Source organism: Sarcina sp. DSM 11001 (assembly GCF_900101015.1).
Taxonomy (GTDB): Bacteria; Bacillota; Clostridia; order Lachnospirales; family Lachnospiraceae; genus CAG-791.
In genome coordinates, this window is sequence record NZ_FNFZ01000001.1 from 97,971 (window position 1) to 115,300 (window position 17,330).

General features: G+C 54.2%; 12 protein-coding genes. 9 read left to right on the top strand and 3 right to left on the bottom strand.

The genetic code is table 11. The annotated features are described in order from the left end of the window. Positions 1-54: 54 nt before the first annotated feature. From aroC to rlmD, 9 genes are all read left to right on the top strand, one after another. A complete protein-coding gene (gene aroC, locus BLT02_RS00355) occupies positions 55-1,155 on the top strand; it encodes a chorismate synthase (protein WP_092990996.1) in 1,101 nt (366 codons plus the stop codon). 89 nt (positions 1,156-1,244) lie between these two features. Continuing rightward, the gene (locus BLT02_RS00360) at positions 1,245-2,501 is read left to right on the top strand and encodes a shikimate kinase (protein WP_175453609.1); all 1,257 of its coding nucleotides are present in this window, start codon (positions 1,245-1,247) and stop codon (positions 2,499-2,501) included. Positions 2,502-2,639: 138 nt separating this feature from the next. Further along, positions 2,640-3,878 (top strand): 3-phosphoshikimate 1-carboxyvinyltransferase, encoded by a 1,239-nt coding sequence (locus tag BLT02_RS00365; protein WP_092990872.1) that lies wholly within the window; start codon positions 2,640-2,642, stop codon positions 3,876-3,878. A 257-nt stretch (positions 3,879-4,135) separates the two neighbouring features. Continuing rightward, entirely contained in the window at positions 4,136-4,996 is an 861-nt protein-coding gene (locus BLT02_RS00370; RefSeq protein WP_242869647.1) for a prephenate dehydrogenase, read from the top strand. Between the two features lie 125 nt (positions 4,997-5,121). Beyond that, entirely contained in the window at positions 5,122-6,174 is a 1,053-nt protein-coding gene (locus tag BLT02_RS00375; RefSeq protein ID WP_092990873.1) for a 3-deoxy-7-phosphoheptulonate synthase, read from the top strand. 8 nt (positions 6,175-6,182) lie between these two features. Next, positions 6,183-9,326 (top strand): translation factor GTPase family protein, encoded by a 3,144-nt coding sequence (locus BLT02_RS00380; protein ID WP_092990874.1) that lies wholly within the window; start codon positions 6,183-6,185, stop codon positions 9,324-9,326. 308 nt (positions 9,327-9,634) lie between these two features. Beyond that, positions 9,635-10,021, top strand: a complete 387-nt coding sequence (locus tag BLT02_RS00385) for a desulfoferrodoxin family protein (protein WP_092990875.1) — start codon at positions 9,635-9,637, stop codon at positions 10,019-10,021. Between the two features lie 308 nt (positions 10,022-10,329). Then, complete coding sequence (rpe, locus tag BLT02_RS00390) at positions 10,330-10,983, top strand: ribulose-phosphate 3-epimerase (protein WP_092990876.1); 654 nt, start codon at positions 10,330-10,332, stop codon at positions 10,981-10,983. A gap of 37 nt (positions 10,984-11,020) precedes the next feature. Then, positions 11,021-12,487: a 23S rRNA (uracil(1939)-C(5))-methyltransferase RlmD gene (gene rlmD / locus BLT02_RS00395; protein ID WP_092990877.1), complete on the top strand. Its 1,467-nt coding sequence runs from the start codon at positions 11,021-11,023 to the stop codon at positions 12,485-12,487. A gap of 255 nt (positions 12,488-12,742) precedes the next feature. Here rlmD and BLT02_RS00400 read toward each other — a convergent pair whose 3' ends face one another. The 3 genes from BLT02_RS00400 to BLT02_RS00410 all read right to left on the bottom strand — a co-directional run bounded on the left by BLT02_RS00400 (position 12,743) and on the right by BLT02_RS00410 (position 17,132). Further along, positions 12,743-13,363 carry a hypothetical protein gene (locus BLT02_RS00400; RefSeq protein ID WP_092990878.1) on the bottom strand — a complete coding sequence of 207 codons (621 nt, stop codon included), beginning with the start codon at positions 13,361-13,363 and terminating at the stop codon, positions 12,743-12,745. A 172-nt stretch (positions 13,364-13,535) separates the two neighbouring features. After that, positions 13,536-14,276 carry a hypothetical protein gene (locus tag BLT02_RS00405; protein ID WP_092990879.1) on the bottom strand — a complete coding sequence of 247 codons (741 nt, stop codon included), beginning with the start codon at positions 14,274-14,276 and terminating at the stop codon, positions 13,536-13,538. 69 nt (positions 14,277-14,345) lie between these two features. Beyond that, complete coding sequence (locus tag BLT02_RS00410) at positions 14,346-17,132, bottom strand: leucine-rich repeat domain-containing protein (RefSeq protein ID WP_092990880.1); 2,787 nt, start codon at positions 17,130-17,132, stop codon at positions 14,346-14,348. Between the last annotated feature and the right edge of the window lie 198 nt (positions 17,133-17,330).

A 17,330-nucleotide genomic window follows, 5' to 3' on the forward strand; every position in this document is an offset into this window, starting at 1 on the left:
GATGTTGATCTGCTGAATTATCCGTTGAACAAAAGAGAGAGGGCTGCGAAGCACATGAAAAACACTTTTGGAAACAGTGTATCCGTTACCATTTTCGGCGAGAGCCACGGGAGTGAGATCGGTGTAGTGCTGGACGGGCTTGCGCCCGGTATTCAGGTTAAAGAAGACGAGATCGCTGAGAAACTCCGGCTGCGCAGGCCGTCGGGATCGATCTCCACAAAGCGTGTGGAGCCGGATCATTTCCGGATCGTGAGCGGTGTTTTTAACGGAGCTACTACAGGGACTCCCGTCTGTATCCTGATCCCCAATGAAAATACAAAGAGCAAGGACTATTCCGGGACCCGGTCTCTTGCCCGGCCGGGACATGCGGACTACACAGCTTATTGCAAATATCATGGTTTTGAGGATTACCGGGGAGGCGGGCATTTCAGCGGGCGCATCACAGCCGCCCTCGTGGCAGCCGGGGCCATAGCCCTGTCCGCCCTGGAGGGAAAAGGGATCCTGATCGGGACCCATATTGCCAGGTGTGCCGGGATTCCGGACCGCGGGTTTATGGATCTGCAGGAGGATATCCGGAATCTGTCCGGGACCGGTTTTGCTGTCCTCGACAATGAGGCCGCGGTTAAGATGCGGGAGGCCATGGAGCAGGCTGCCAAAGAGGGCGACAGTGTAGGCGGCATCCTGGAGACGGCGGTCACGGGACTGCCGGCGGGGATCGGTGAACCCTGGTTTGACTCTCTGGAGAGTGTCCTCTCCCATGCTCTTTTCAGCATTCCTGCAGTCAAGGGTGTGGAGTTCGGTGACGGCTTTGCTCTTTCGGATCTGAGGGGGAGCGATGCCAACGACAGCTTTGCCGTACAGGACGGAAGGATCACGACCAGAACAAACCACAACGGTGGGATCAACGGTGGGATCAGCAACGGCATGCCCCTGCTGTTCAGGTGCGCGGTCAAACCGACACCCTCCATTTATAAAGAGCAGGATACGGCGGACTTTTTTACCCGGACAGAAAAAAAGATCGTGATCAGCGGCAGGCATGATCCCGCTATTGTACACAGGGCAAGGATCGTTGCGGACTGTGTCACGGCGCTTGTCCTGTGCGACGTGCTCGCCCAGAGGTACGGCACGGATTATCTGGCAGGAGACGGGGAATGATCCCTGCGGATCGTGAAACGCCACTGTTGGTGACCGCCTCTGCCAAATCCATGCGGCCTGTGAGAGCACCCTTAAAAAGGAGTAAAGGGATGGAATATGGACTGATCGGGGAGCACCTCCCCCACAGCTTTTCAAAAATCATTCACGAAAAAATCGGGTCTTATACTGGCAGGCCGTATCCCTATGAGCTGAAGGAGCTGGGACTTGAGGAAGTGGGCAGTTTCCTGGAGGCTGCGGATTTTAAGGGAATTAATGTGACGATCCCCTACAAACAGACGGTGATCCCCTATCTGGACGGGATCAGTGACCAGGCCCGGCAGATCGGGGCTGTGAATACCATCGTCAACCGGGACGGGAAGCTGTACGGATATAACACAGATTATTACGGCATGCGGGATCTGCTCCTGCGGAACAGTATTGATCCTTCCGGAAAAAAGGTCCTGATCCTCGGGACGGGAGGAACGAGCAGAACGGCTCATGCCGTGGTCTCCGATCTGGGGGCGGCTCAGATCTTCAAGGTCAGCCGGACCAGGAAAGAGGAAGGTACTGTCACTTATGAAGAGGCGCTTGAAAGCCACACGGACGCGCAGATCATCATCAACACGACTCCGTGCGGAATGTTCCCGGCTATTGACGGCTGTCCTCTGGATCCCGGACATTTCCCGGATCTCTGCGGCCTGATCGATGCCGTCTATAACCCGCTGCGGACGACCCTGGTCCTGGAGGCACAGAAACGCGGCATCCCGGCGCAGGGAGGCCTGTACATGCTCGTCGTCCAGGCTGTCTATGCTTCCGAACTCTTCATGGACAAAAAGATTGACAGCGGTGTCGCCGGACGGATTTTTCAGGAGATTCTGAATTCCAGGAGAAACATTGTCCTGACAGGCATGTCCATGTCGGGAAAGACGACCCTGGGGACGGTCCTGGCACAGAAACTGGGCAGGAGGATGGAGGATACTGACGCCATGATCGTCCGGCAGGAACAGCGGGAGATCACTTCGATTTTCGCTGAAGACGGCGAGCCCTACTTCCGCGACGCGGAATCCGCGGTGATCCGGCAGCTGGCCTCTGAAAACGGCCTCATTATTTCCACGGGCGGAGGTGCTGTGCTCCGCCGGGAGAATGTGGATGCCCTGAAAAAGAATGGCTATATTGTTTTTCTGGACCGGCCGCTCAGCCAGATCCTGCCGGCAGACGACAGACCTCTGGCCAATACGAAGGAAAAGGTCGCCGCACTTCTGGAAAAACGGTATCCAATCTACAGGGCGGTCTGTGACGGCTCCATCTACAATGACGGATCACCGGAAGAAGGGGCGGAAAAGATCCTGGCCCTGCTGCAAGTCTGAACGCGGGAAAAGGCTTATTAAATACAGCTTTAATACAGCTTTTGAAGTCCTTTGTCATTGCGGACAGTCGGCGCGTGCTGCAAAAGACTCGCGATCGGGTTTTGGATTAAAGGAAGAGCCTTCCCGGAGGAAAAGAAGATGATCGTTACGATAAAACCGTCAAAGGCGGAGGGCAGGATGTTCGCTCCGCCGTCCAAAAGCATGGCGCACCGGCTCCTCATCTGCGCGGGATGTGCGGAGGGGATCAGTGTCATTTCAAATGTGGACCTGTCAGAGGATATTTTGGCCACGCTGGACTGTCTGCGGGCCCTGGGAGCCGGTATCGTCTATAAGGACAGATCTGTGACAGTGAGCGGAGTGGATATCCGCCGGACCCCGCATCCTTCTGAGCTTTCCTGCCGGGAATGCGGCAGTACCCTGCGCTTTATGGTCCCGGTCTGTCTGATGAGCGGGCAGAAAAACACCCTGACAGGAAGTGAAATCCTCCTTAAACGCCCCCTTGGCGTCTACGAGGAGATCTGCAGGGACCAGGGACTGACATTTACAAAAGAGGGCAGTCTTCTGACCGTGGAGGGAAGGCTCAGAGCCGGAGATTATGTGGTCCCGGGTAATATCAGCAGCCAGTTTATCAGCGGACTCTTGTTTGTCCTTCCGCTTCTGGATGAGGACAGCAGGATAGTGCTGGTCCCGCCGGTGGAGAGCCGGCCCTATATTCAGATGACGATGCAGGCGCTGGAGATGTTCGGTGTCAGTGTTTTATGGGAGGAAACGGACACGGCCGGCCCGGCACCCTGCGTGATCAGGATCCCGGGCGGACAGAAATACCGGCCGCAGGATCTGAGTGTGGAGGGAGATTATTCCAATGCCGCCTTTTTTGAAGCTCTGAATCTGATCGGCGGAAAGGTGCTGGTGGAAGGATTGAGCGAAAACAGCCTTCAGGGCGACCAGGTCTACCGGAGCTGTTTTGAACAGCTTGCGGCGGGGACCCCGGAGCTGGATATCTCTGACTGCCCTGATCTGGGGCCTGTCCTGATGGCGATGGCCGCAGGTCTGAACGGCGCCGTCTTTACCGGGACGAAGAGGCTGGAGATCAAGGAGAGCGACCGGGGAGCCGCCATGCAGCAGGAGCTGGAAAAAATGAACGCCAGGGTGGAAAGGATGGAAAATGAGATCCGGGTCTGGCCGGGTCTGAGCAGTCCCCGGGAAACTCTGGACGGGCACAATGACCACCGGATCGTCATGGCTCTCTCTGTCCTGCTCACAAAGACAGGGGGAGCGGTCAGGGGAGCAGAAGCAGTTTCAAAAAGCCTTCCGGATTTTTTTAACAGGCTGAAAGAACTCGGAATCGAATTTACCGCGGCTGACAGACCGCAGTGACGGTCACTCTAAAGGTGGACGGCGCACAATTATTCAAGACTCGCTCACGAGTCTTGCGCCCCGCGTGCGGGGTTCCCTTTCTGCGCGTGTATCCCACGTCTGAAGACACGGGTATTACGCGATGAAGAATAAAAACACCCTCTCTGAGATTTTTCCTCTCTGAGGTTTTTATATAGATTCAATTTAACAGCGAACAGTAAACTATTTTCAAAAGGGACAGATTGTCCCTGATCAATGCGGAACAGGAGTGACTTATTATGATGAACTGGATCAGCGATAATAACATTCTGGTCGTAGGCCTGGGCCTGATGGGCGGAAGCCTGGCAAAGGGGCTTAAGAGACTTGGGTTCAAGGTGGAAGCGATCGACAGCAGACAGGAATCGATCGATTATGCCGTCAAAAACGGGATCATTGACAAAGGATATGCTTATCCGGACGAGACGGCGATCCGCAAGGCGGACGTGATGATCTTTGCCCTGTATCCGCAGGTTTTTAAGGAATGGATCAGGGAGCATCAGTTTCTCTTTAAATACGGCCTCCTGATCACGGATGTGACCGGTGTGAAAAGCTGCGTCGTCTATGAGATCCAGGATATGCTCAGGGAGGATGTGGAATACGTCCCCGCCCATCCGATGGCCGGCCGTGAGGTCAGCGGGGTCGAGAACGCGGACGACGGGATCTTCCGCGGAGCCAACTTCATTGTGGCCCCCACTGAGAAAAACACCGCTTCCGGTATAGCCTGGTGCGAGGCTCTGGGCAGGCTCCTCGGCTTCCGTAAGATCTCCGTCCTGACACCGGAGGAACATGACAAGATGATCGGATTTGTCTCTCAGCTCACCCATGTCATCGCGGTCAGTCTGATGACCTGTAACGACAACACCCACCTGGTCGATTATACCGGCGATTCCTTCCGCGACCTGACCAGGATCGCAAGCATCAATGAGGACATGTGGTCGGAACTCTTCCTTCTGAACAAAGAGTTCCTGCTCCAGCATATGGATGCCTTTATCAGTGAACTGTCAGAGTTCCGGAATCTTCTGGCAAACGACGACCGCGAGGGCCTGAAAGACAAAATGCGTCTCTCCACAAAGAGGCACTCCTATTTTATCCAGAAATAGGATAAAAAAACAGGATATAAAAAGGATGCGTTTTCTGCGCGATAACCCGGGTGAAACCGAAGATAAAAACCAAAAGACGAAAACCAAAAGACCGCTGACAAAGAACAGCGTAAGGAGATCTGGTTATGAATATGGATTTTAAAAGGAAGCTGACGATCCCGATGGAGGTCAAGGAGATGTATCCCCTGACCGGAAATATGGACAGGATCAAAGAGAAGAGGGATGCGGAGATCCGAAAGATCTTTTCCGGCAGGAGCAATAAGATCCTGCTGATCATAGGACCCTGCTCCGCGGACAATGAAGTCAGTGTAATGGATTATCTGGAGCGCCTTGCCGATATCCAGGAAAAGGTAAAGGATCATATTATGATCGTCCCCCGGGTCTACACCAATAAGCCCAGGACGACCGGAGACGGCTATAAGGGCCTGCTGCATCAGCCGGATCCTCAGGAAAAACCGGATATGCTCAGAGGCATTATCGCCACCAGAGAGCTCCATATGCGCGTGATCCAGGAGACCGGTCTGACCAGCGCCGATGAGATGCTGTATCCGGAAAACTACAAATATCTGGATGATCTCCTTTCCTATGTGGCGATCGGAGCCAGGTCCGTGGAGGACCAGCAGCACAGGCTCACAGCCAGCGGGATGGAAGTCCCTGCAGGCATGAAGAATCCCACCAGCGGAGATTACACGATCATGATGAATTCCATCCATGCGGCGCAGAACAGCCACACCTTTATCTACAGGGGATGGGAGGCGACTTCGATGGGCAATCCCTATGCGCACGCGATCCTCCGGGGATACACCAACAGCCGCGGCGAGCATTTTTCCAATTATCACTATGAGGATATCCTCAGGCTCTGTGACGCCTACGAGGCGAGGCCGGAGCTCAAAAATCCTGCAGTGATCATCGACACGAATCACGAGAATTCCGGCAAGGATCCCTTCCAGCAGCCCAGGATTCTCAAAGAGGTCATGAACAGCCGCAGCTACAGCAGCAGGATCCGGAAGATCGTCAAGGGCTTCATGGTGGAGAGCTATATCGAGGACGGCCGTCAGGACATCGGCGGAGGCTGCTACGGCAAATCCATCACAGATGCCTGCCTGGGCTGGGAAAAGAGCGAGCGGCTCATCTTTGAGCTGGCGGAAAGCCTGTCCAAAGAAACAATTTCTGAATAGTCAAAAATATGAAAACTGATGAGAAAAAAACAGAGTATTTGTGCATAGGCCTCCTTGCCCACGTTGACGCGGGCAAGACGACACTTTCGGAGGCAATTCTGCACCGGACGGGCGCGATCCGCAGCGCGGGCCGCGTCGACCACGGGGATGCCTTTCTCGACACGGATGCCATGGAGCGGGACCGCGGGATCACGATTTTTTCCAAGCAGGCGTCTTTTACAACGCATCCTGCACAGCGGACATCCTTACTTGGAAAGCGGGCATCTCTTCCTGCAGGGCGGGCATCTGTGTCTGCAGGGCGGTCAGCTGTGCCTGCAGCGGAAGTGTCAGCCGAAGATCGTATATGGACGCTGGTGGACACACCCGGGCACGCGGATTTTTCCACGGAGATGGAAAGAGTGCTTCAGGTGCTGGATTACGCGGTCCTGATCATCAGTGCGGCGGACGGGGTGACCGGTCAGGTCCGGATTCTGTGGAGGCTGTTGGACCACTATGGAGTTCCCGTTTTCATTTTTGTGAATAAAATGGATCAGCCGGGGGCGGACCGGGACGCCGTGTACGGGCAGATCAGGGCGGAGCTGGGAAATGCCTGCGTAGATCTGCAGGAGGCGTTTTCGGCAGTAGAAGCGGACGGCAGTAAGACCGGGAGCCGCGGTGAATCTGCTTCTGGATCCCGCGGATCATCAGCAGCCGGTCAGACAGGCGCGGAGCCGGCTGAGCCTGTTCAGTTCAGGGGCTTTTCCGCGGAGCTTCAGGAAGAGACCGCGGTCTGCGACGACAGCCTGATGGAGCGTTTCCTGGAGGGAGAGGAGATCACCCTGCAGGACGCGGCGGCTCTGGTGTCTGCCAGGAAGCTCTTCCCGCTTTGCTTCGGGTCAGCCCTGCACGAAGAAGGGGTCGATGTCCTGCTGGCTATGCTGGACACTCTGGCGCCGGCACCTGTCCGCGGGGACAGCTTCGGGGCGCGGGTATACAAGATCACACACGATGGGAACGGTGCCAGGCTCACCTGGCTGAAGGTGACGGGCGGAGCGCTCCTGCCCCGGCAGATTATTCCGGAAAGTGTCGACGAGAAGGGGCAGCCGGAGAAGGCTTCCCAGCTGCGCTTCTATAAAGGAGTAAAATTTGAAGCCCTGCAGGAGGCTCCTGCGGGGATCATTGTCGCGGTGCCCGGCCTGTCCTCCACCCGCGCAGGGCAGGGCCTGGGGGCGGAGGCAGAGACGGCGGAGGCGGAACAGCTCCTGCAGCCCGTCATGCAGAGCCGCCTCATCCTTCCACCCGGTCAGGACCTGTATGGCGCCTACCGGATGCTGCGGGCTCTGGAGGAGGAGGATCCCATGCTTCACCTCGCCTATGACGAGGAGAAAAAAGAGATCACTGTCCAGGTCATGGGCCGGGTCCAGAGGGAGATCCTGCAGCGGCTGATCCTGGACCGGTTTGGCATGCAGGTGGATTTTGGCCCTTCCAGGATCATCTATAAAGAGACAATCGCAGAACCGGCGGAGGGAGTCGGCCACTTCGAGCCTCTGCGGCACTATGCGGAGGTCCATCTCCTCCTTGAGCCCGGAGAGCCGGGGAGCGGCCTGGTCTTTGAGAGCCGGTGCAGTGTCAATGACCTGGCACTCAACTGGCAGCGGCTGATCATGACCCATCTCGAGGAGCGCCGCCACAGGGGTGTCCTGACGGGGGCGGAGATCACGGACATGAAGATCAGTATTATCGGGGGGCGCGCCCATGCCAAGCACACGGAGGGCGGAGATTTCCGCAAGGCGACCTACCGGGCTGTCCGACAGGGCCTGATGATGACCCGCTCTGTCCTCCTGGAGCCGGCCTATGATTTCCGGCTGGAGCTCCCTCAGGACAATCTGGGCAGGGCCATGGCTGACCTCCAGCAGATGGATGCCTCATTTGGACAGCCGGAGTTTTCAGAACAGACCGGGAACGCTGTGCTGCGGGGAATCGTCACGGTCGCGACGCTGGGGAGCTACATGGAGGAGGTAGCCGCCTATACCCGTGGGGCGGGGACTCTGCAATGCACTCTGAGCGGCTATATCCCCTGCAAAAATGCCGAAGCAGTCATTGCTGCTTCCGGCTATGATCCCGAACTGGATGTGCGCAATCCTTCTTCCTCTGTTTTCTGCTCCCACGGGGCAGGCACTATCATTCCCTGGTATGAGGTGCGCAGTTTCATGCATGTGGACACCGGCTGGCGCTTTCCGGAGGAGGCTCCCGCCATGACCGAGGAGGAATCCCTGGACATCGCCGCGGAGAGGGCCAGGAAGGCCGCCGAGGAGCGCGAGAAGCAGCGCAGGCTCCTGGAAGAAGGCATTCTTGAACCTGACCGATCATCATTTGACCGATCTTTACCGGGAGATGGTCCGGAGGGGACATGGGGAGCACAGACAGGTGTTTCCGCCCCGGGGAAAAACCCGGGAAAAAATCCGGGAAAAAAGAAAGAGGATGCCTTCCGGCGGCGCCAGCAGGCCGTTTTTGCAGCGGAAAAAGAACTCATGCAGATCTTTGAACGCACCTACGGACCTGTGAAGTCCCGGGCCGGTTCAGAGTCCGGCCTTTTTGATCCAGATGGATTCGGGTCAGACTCCTCCCGGAAGAAAAAAAGAGAATCCAGCGACCCCTGGGGCCTGGAAAAAACGGGCGCTGACGACAGGGCGGACAGCAGACCGGAGCGGAAGATAAAGCCGGTCCAGCCCCAGGACCACTATCTGCTGGTCGACGGCTACAACATCATCTTTGCCTGGGAGGATCTGAGGCAGCTGGCCCTTCGCGACATCAAATCCGCCCGGGACAAGCTGATGGATATCCTGTCCAATTTTGCAGGCTACCGGTCAGAGAAGGTCATCCTCGTTTTTGACGCTTACAAGGTGGCAGGCGGTCAGGGTGAAGTCCTCCGCTGGCACAACATCGATGTCGTCTATACAAAGGAGGCGGAGACAGCTGACCTCTATATCGAAAAGACTGCCCATGTCCTCGCTAAAAAATACAGAGTCACCGTGGCGACATCTGATGCCATTGAACAGGTCATCATCTTCGGCGCAGGGGCCTTCCGCATGTCGGCGCAGATGCTCCTGGAGGAGATCATCTTTACCGAACGCGAGATGCGCGAGCAGTACGGGATCGGGACGGATGAGTGACGGAAAACGCATTTCCGGCCACTCCATGACATCAGTTTATTCTCGATTTATTCTCAGTTTATTCATGAAAGACGAAAAAGCTTCCGGAGACCGGTGCATATGTGACGTGTAATGCAAGGATGGGGCAGAAGACAGGAATTTTGTGCAGGAAACCAGTCTTTAGTTTTAAAATATTTCATAATTTCAGGCCGCCTTTCCCTGTTCTATTTCATGGAGACATAAGCTATAATGGGATGGAAGCCTGAACCCAGGCTGGATTTCACAGCTTTTACAAAAAGAAACATTGTGCTTTAATAAGGAGGATTATTATGGCAAAATTCAGAGTTTTCAAATGTAAGAAGTGCGGCAGCATGGTGATCAAGATCAACCAGGGCGGCTGCGACCCTTCCTGCTGCGGCGAGCCCATGAAGGAGCTTCGCGCAAATGATACCGACGGTGCAAAAGAGAAGCACGTCCCTGCAGTGGCGATCGTGGACGGCGTGGTCAGAGTCGAGGTCGGTTCTGTTGCTCATCCTATGCTCGAAGAGCACTATATCGGATTTATCGCTCTTGAGACGGAAAAGGGAGTCCAGATCAAATATCTCAATCCCGGAGAGGAACCTGTTGCTGAGTTTACGGTATTTGATGACAAGCCGGTCACCGTATACGAGTACTGCAACCTTCACGGCCTCTGGAAAGCGGACATCACTGAATAAGGACCCGCACCAGACCTGTCCGGCAGGCGCAGGATAAGGAACTGTTATCTGGAAACTGTTCCCGAACGGCACCATACAATGCGCAGCATAGAGTAATGTTGTTTGCTGTATATCAGATGTAAGGCAGAGCCCGGAGGAAGACTTTCCCCCGGGCTCTTTCAGGGACTGGATATCGGGGACAGAATGCATAATAAGGCAGGGACAGGATACCTCACATAATAAATGGAAGTGAAAAGGAGAATAGTGTCAACTGCCCATCGCCGGACGGCAACAGGGGCCCTTATACAAATAGCGAAAGGATTTTATTTATGAATCTGTTAGCACCTTCTATCCTCAGTGCGGATTTTACCAGGCTGGGCGACGCGATCCGGGCGCTCGATGAGTCTCCGGCGGAGTATGTACACGTCGACGTGATGGACGGGATGTTTGTCCCGAACATCTCATTCGGTTTCCCGGTCATGAAAAGCATCCGTCCGCTGACAAAAAAGACTTTTGACGTCCATCTCATGGTCCAGGACGGCGACCGCTACATCGATGCGGCTGCGGAAGCCGGCGCGGACCTGATCTGCCTGCACATTGAGGCGGTCAGGCATCCTCAGCGTGCCCTCTCCTATATCCACAGCATCGGGAAAAAGGCGGCCCTTGCCCTGTGTCCCCACACACCCATAAGTGAGCTGACCTGGCTTCTGGACGATCTCGACATGGTCCTGCTGATGACAGTCAACCCTGGATACGGCGGCCAGTCCTATATCCCCGCGATGACACAAAAGATCAAAGACATGCGGGCCATGATCGACGCCAGCGGGAAAGCGATCGATCTCGAGATCGACGGCGGAGTGAAGACCTCCAACCTCCAGATGTGCCTGGATGCCGGCGCAAATGTCATCGTGGCCGGATCCGCGGTCTTTGAAGGGAATATTATAGAGAACGTGCGGGCATTTAAAGAGATCATGGATCGCTGACAGAAAAAAACAGACTTAAGGAAACGGGCTGGAGAAGATGAAGACAGAAAGAAAACAGACTGACCGGAACAGGCCGGAGAAGATGAAGACAGAAAGAAAACAGACTGACTGGAACAGACCGGAGAAGATAAAGACGGAAAGAAAACAGACTGACTGGAACAGACCGGAGAAGATAAAGACGGAAAGAAAACAGACTGACCGGAACAGGCAGGAGAAGATGAAGACAGAAAGCAGACAGATGTCCGGAAACAGACCTGAAAAGAAGAAAGTGGAAAAAAAGCAGGGAGTCCGAAAAAACCCGGATCCGGTAAAAACTGAAAAAGCTGTAAAAGCGGCAAAAAAGAAATCCCGCTGTCCCGTTTCCGCTCTCTGCGGCGGCTGTACAATGATCGATGTCCCTTACGATGAACAGATCCTGGGCAAGCAGAAGATCCTCGATGAACTCATCGGGGACTACGTCACTCCGGATCCCTTTATCCGCATGAAGGCGCCGGAACACTACCGCCATAAGGTAACTTCAGTCTTTGCACCGGACCGTAAGGGAAAGCCGGTCTGCGGCATCTACCGCGAGGGGACCCATGAAGTCGTACCTGTAAAGGCCTGCCTGATCGAGCATATTCAGGCTGACAGGATCGTCCAGACCATCTATAAGCTCCTGGCCGACTTCCGCATCCGTGTCTATGACGAGGATCTGGATATGGGGCTTCTCCGCTATGTCCAGATCCGCGCGGCCCGGGCCACAAAAGAGATCATGGTGACCCTTGTCCTGACAGACCCTGTTCTTCCGTCCCGCAATACTTTTGTTAAAAAGCTTGTGAAGCTCCATCCGGAAATCACGACGATCTTGGTCAATGTCAATGACCGCAATACGACCATGGTCCTCGGAAACCGGGAGACTGTCGTCTACGGAAAAGGCTATATTGAAGACGTCCTCTGCGGAAAGCGCTTCCGCATCTCCTCCCGCTCCTTCTATCAGGTCAATCCCCTGATGACGGAAAAACTCTATAATATCGCCATCGACTGTGCGGCTCTCTCCGGCAGAGAAACTATCCTGGATGCCTACTGCGGCATCGGGACCATTGGTATCATTGCCGCCCCCCATGCCCGCCGTGTCATCGGCGTCGAGCTGAACGCGGATGCTGTCCGGGACGCCCAGCACAATATCCACATGAACGGACTGACAAACGTCGAGATCCTCCAGGGCGATGCCACCCGCTTTATGGAGGACCTGGCAGCAGGGCACAGGGACATTTCATCTCCTGACATCGATGTCATTTTCATGGATCCTCCCCGGAGCGGTTCCACGGAAGAGTTCATGCGCGCTGCCTGCGCTGTCCGCCCCAAAAAGATCGTCTACATTTCCTGCAGCCCCTGGTCCTTACAGAGGGACCTGGAGTATCTGACACAGAACGGCTACGAGGTCAGAAAGGCGGTTCCCGTGGATATGTTCCCTTTTACAGGCGGTATCGAGACTGTCTGTCAAATGGTCCGGACGAACAGTTAAAACCTGGACTGATAAAGATATAGCCTGGACTGACAGAGGTATTGCCTGTACTGATGATCAGATAGAATGTACGGATTCATTCGTGACAGTCCTGACAATATCTGGCTGTAATGAAGGCTTTTGGATCTTACAAATACTGTGAGACCTCCAGCGAATCCACTTCTTCAGAAAGTTTCTGTAAATTTTTCATTTATATCAATATACCAACTCTAAGATCAAAAGGACTATCACAGGCCCTGTCAGACCTGAGGTATTTTAAAAGTTGCCGCCGCCCATAGAGGAACCGATCCGGTTTCCCTTTTTGCTCTTTTCCTTCTTTTCTTTCTTGTTTTTCTGTTTGTTTGAACTGGAATCAGAGGGATTTGTGGTCTGTGATGCGGGGGCTGTCCATGAGGCGGGAGCCTGAGGGGCAGGCGGATTGTAGACCAGATCATCTACTGTGTGTTCCGGCCTTGTGCGGGAGGCCTTGTGATCCATCTCGCTGCCTGTCCCGGCATCTGGATCCGAAAGAGGATCCGCGGGCTTTGAAGAGTCTGCTTTCGCTTCGGAGGAAGGGGCGGTACTGTCTGCGGCAGATGACTGGTCAGGACTTTGCTCAGAGACGGAGAGGGAGGAGTCTTCTGCGGTGGACGAGAGGGATATACTTTCGCCATTTTCAGGGCTGGCTGCGGTATCAGTGGAGGACCCGCCATCAGTTTCTGTATTGGGTTTCTCCGGATCGTTGTCTCCGGCACTGCGGTCCGAAGCTAGTGTCTGGTCGGATGCTTTTGATGTATCCGGGCTGCCTGAGCTGTTTGTTCCTGCAGCCTTTCCGCATGAAGCAAGCCCTATTGTGATGATGAGCAGAAGAATGAACGGAATGCATTTAGAGCGCATCTTTACCTCCATCTCAAACTATCAGACCTGTGTGGAACGTTGGAGATTCCACACAGGCCGAAATCATTTCTTTCGCGTCGAAGATTTATCTTTCAGGCGAAATCGTTTTTCAGGTTGAAATCATTTCTCTTAAAACACTAAAGGACATGGCGCTGATGCGCCGGGAGAAAGCTTATTTCCCGGCTTTGGTCAGACGGAAACGGAGGGAGTAGTATCCTGAACCGGGAGCCGGCACAGTGCAGAATGCACCGTTGAGTTTTCTCCTGGTGACAATGCGCACATAGTAGTTGGCATAGGTCTTCAGTTTTGCACTCCGGAAGCTCTTGATGGTCGCTGTCGTTGAGGTCGCCTTCTGGGTGGTTGCCTGGTTCCAATACCAGGTACCTTTTGGATTCTGGGTCAAAAAGATATTATAGCCGCTGGAGCCGTAGACAGTGTTCCAGCGGAGGCTGACGTAGGGCTTGCGTGAATCGGGCACGGAACCTGCCGCGCTCCGGGGCCAGGGGGTGACATAGACGGGATTGGACCACTGACTGTAGATATAGAAAACAGAACCGGTCTTTTCATTGGTCAATTTCCATCTGGCTCTGACGGACGCGACCACTACATGATTGTACTCATGCTTATTGATGTTGACCACTCTTTTGGTCGTGAATCCGTGCCAGTAGTGGGTACCATTCGTCCAGGTCTCCCTGATCTCATAGTCGGTGGCAGCATTGCCGGCGGAGTCGTAGGCCGTGTTCCATGCAAACCTGCAGGAAGTAAACTGAGTGTTGTTCCAGCACACAAAATGGAAATTGGCCGGTTTGGAATAGGTGACTGCCTCAGCACAGACAGGCATGGCACATGTAAAGCTGAAGATTGCAAGGAAGATGAGCAGGACTGCGGTAAAGCGTTTAAAAGAGTTTCTCATGTGTGTTTACCTCCTTTGGGGTGAGTCCTTTGGGGCTGAAAAAATCCTGGATCCGGCCGGGCTGCCGGTTCATTGCGGCAGGGTGTAGACATCCGTGGTTTCCGGGAAACGGTCCAGTACGGTGGTGTCAGACAGAATATTTCCTGCCAGATATACTTTTTTCAGTCCTTTTAATTCTGTAAGTACAGAGACATCGGTCACATTATTATATTCGATATAGAGTCTCTCGAGGTTCTGATGGTTTTTAAGAGCAGAGAGATCCGAAACCGAGTTTCTGTTGAGGACCAGGTATTTGAGCTTCAGCATATTTCTGAGAGGTGTGAGATCCGTAATGCTGTTGCTGTAAGCCTGCAGGGTCTCAAGCTCTGTGCAGCCTTCAAGCGGGGCCAGATCACTGATCGAATTGCTTCCAACGTTGAGCCATGTCAGGTTTTTGTAATTATTCAGGGCAGTGAGGCTGCTGATACTGTTTCCGCTCAGGTCCAGGCTTTGAATATCTGTGAGGAGGGCAAGGGGATCGATCAGAGATATCCAGTTGTCCTGAAGGGCGATCGTGGTCAGCTTTGTCAGGCCGCGCAGGGCGGCGATATCGCTGATCCTGTTCCTGCCCAGATAGAGGGTCTCGAGACTGTCGAGTCCTGCCAGGGGCATCAGGTCGCTGATGCTGTTGTTTTCCAGATCCAGGTAAACCAGGCCTGTCAATTGCCCCAGTGGAGTGATGTCCCAGATATAGTTGTCCGAAAGCACCAGTTCCTCCAGAGACTGGAGGTCTGCGAGCCCGCTCAGATCAGAGATCCGGGTGTTGCCCAGGTTCAGGTAAAGCAGGTCTGTCATTCCGCTCAGATCAGGGAACGCGCCGATCGGATTGTTGTCCAGCCAGAGTTCCTGGACAGAGGAAAATTCTCCCAGGGAAGAAAGGTCTGTGATCTGGTTGCCGGTCAGAGTCAGGGAACCCAGCGAGGTATTACTCCGCAGCGGGGAAATATCCGAGACCAGGTTGTTGTCGAGACGCAGGGTCTCCAGTTCCCTCAGGTTCGAGAGAGGGGTGATGTCTGTGATGGAGTTGCTGTCCAGATACAATTCCTGCAGACCTGCAAGAGAGGCCAGCCCGGATAAGTCTGTGACCTCGTTTTCATAGAGGGCCAGACTTTTCAGCTCTGTGAGTTCCTGCAGAGAAGAGAGATCACTGATCCGGTTTCTGCTCAGATCGAGCCAGGTGAGCTTCCTGAGTCCTTTAACGGCATCGGCGGAGGACAGGCTGTTGCCATGCAGGTCAAGGGTGCGCAGTCTCTGCAGCCGGCTCAGTGCCGAGAGGTCGGCGTTATCCGAGATGTTCATGCGGCAAAGAGAAAGCTTTTTCAGGTGAGGAAAGGACTCCAGGCCGGCCAGGCTGACAATGGCTTCCTGAGGATCAGGAGCATCATCGCTGTTTCCAAGAAGGAGCTCTTTCACATTTCTTGTATCAGAGACCCTGACTTCATTTCCGGGGATGCCGAGCGCTGTGAGAACTGCTCTTTTCAGTACGGGGTCGGGGATCTCTATACTCGTTTCATCGATCACCTGCAGAGCCCGGTTCCCTGTATCTGAGATGTTTCCTATTGTATTATGGGAGAGAGACCTGGAAAGACCACTCAGTACCGGACGGCAGTTTTGTATGGGGGGCTTTTTCACCATAAAAACAGTGACTCCTGCGATGATCAGGAGAAGGCCGGCGGCTGCGATCACAAAGGGAGCCGCGTGTATCCGGGATTCCGGGGCTTCAGCCTCGTATTCCCCTGCTCCGGTGCTGTCCGGAACAAGATCCATTTCGTCGATATTGTCCTCCGTGTCGTCAGGGAAGATGTCCTGGCTGGTGTCGTTTTTTTTCAGATAAACAGGCACTTCGGGCAGGACAGAAGGCTGCGGGAGAGTTTCCGGATAGGAACTGAGGAGCCTTTTGTGGTCCGGCAGATCAGGGCGAAGACAGGAAAGCAGGGCCCTGTAAAGTTCGCGGGCGGAAGAATATCTGTCCTCAGGCCGGATCGCGCAGCATTTCCTGATGATACCCTGCAGATTGATGTCCGCGTCAGGGATGGCAGGGAGAAAGCCGCCGTGGAGACGGCGGTAATTGGCGTTATCTATGTCGGCAGTGGAATACTGCAGAGGGGCTGAGGGCAGAAAAGGCACGCGTCCTCTGTTGAGAAGCTGATAAAGCACGAGCCCCAGGGAATACACATCGACAGAGCTGCTGCAGTCCCTTCCCGAGAATTGCTCAGGAGCCACATAGGAGATTGATCCTCTCTTCGGGATAGAATTGCCGGAAATGAGGGCCTTTCCTAACAGGTCAAAATATCCGAGACGGTAGTTCCCTGTAGGGTCGATAAAGATACTGGCAGGGCTGATGCCCATGTGGATAACGCCGGCATCGTGACAGAAGATCAGAGCGCGGCAGATATCAAGCGCAGCCTTAAATACCTCTGATTCCGGTACGGTTCCGGCTTCGCAGGCCGGCAGTATGGACTGCAGAGCCGGCATATTCTTCATACGGAGAAAGCAGAGGCACTCCTCCCTGTTGCGGATGATATGACAATCCTGTAAAGGAACAAGATTGGGAGCATCCTTAAACAGGTCTGTCAGTCCGCCGGGGTCAGGAAGGGCACCCTCAAAACGGTCAGACAGTTCCCGCATAGTGACCCGGGTGAACTGGAGCAGGGATTCGGAAGGGGTATTTTTTCTTATATTCCGGATCAGATAAAGGTCTCCCTGGGGAGAAGCTGAGACGATCCGGACGGTTTCCCAGCCTGGCATTACACTGCCAAGCAGTTCATTTGTGAGGCTGGATTCTGATTGAAACAGATGATCTGTAGTAGTTTGCATAATCAATAAAGGATCCACTGGCTTAAAAAGCCAGGAGGTCGGATGTATTTAGACGGTTATTGAGAAATCATGATAAAACTCTCACTATTATACAGGATTTTAAGGGATTTGTTAACTCAACCATCATAAAAATGTACTGCGCTCAAATGTACTTTAAAATATGCCCTGAAGTCAAATATATGCCCTGGACTATATGCC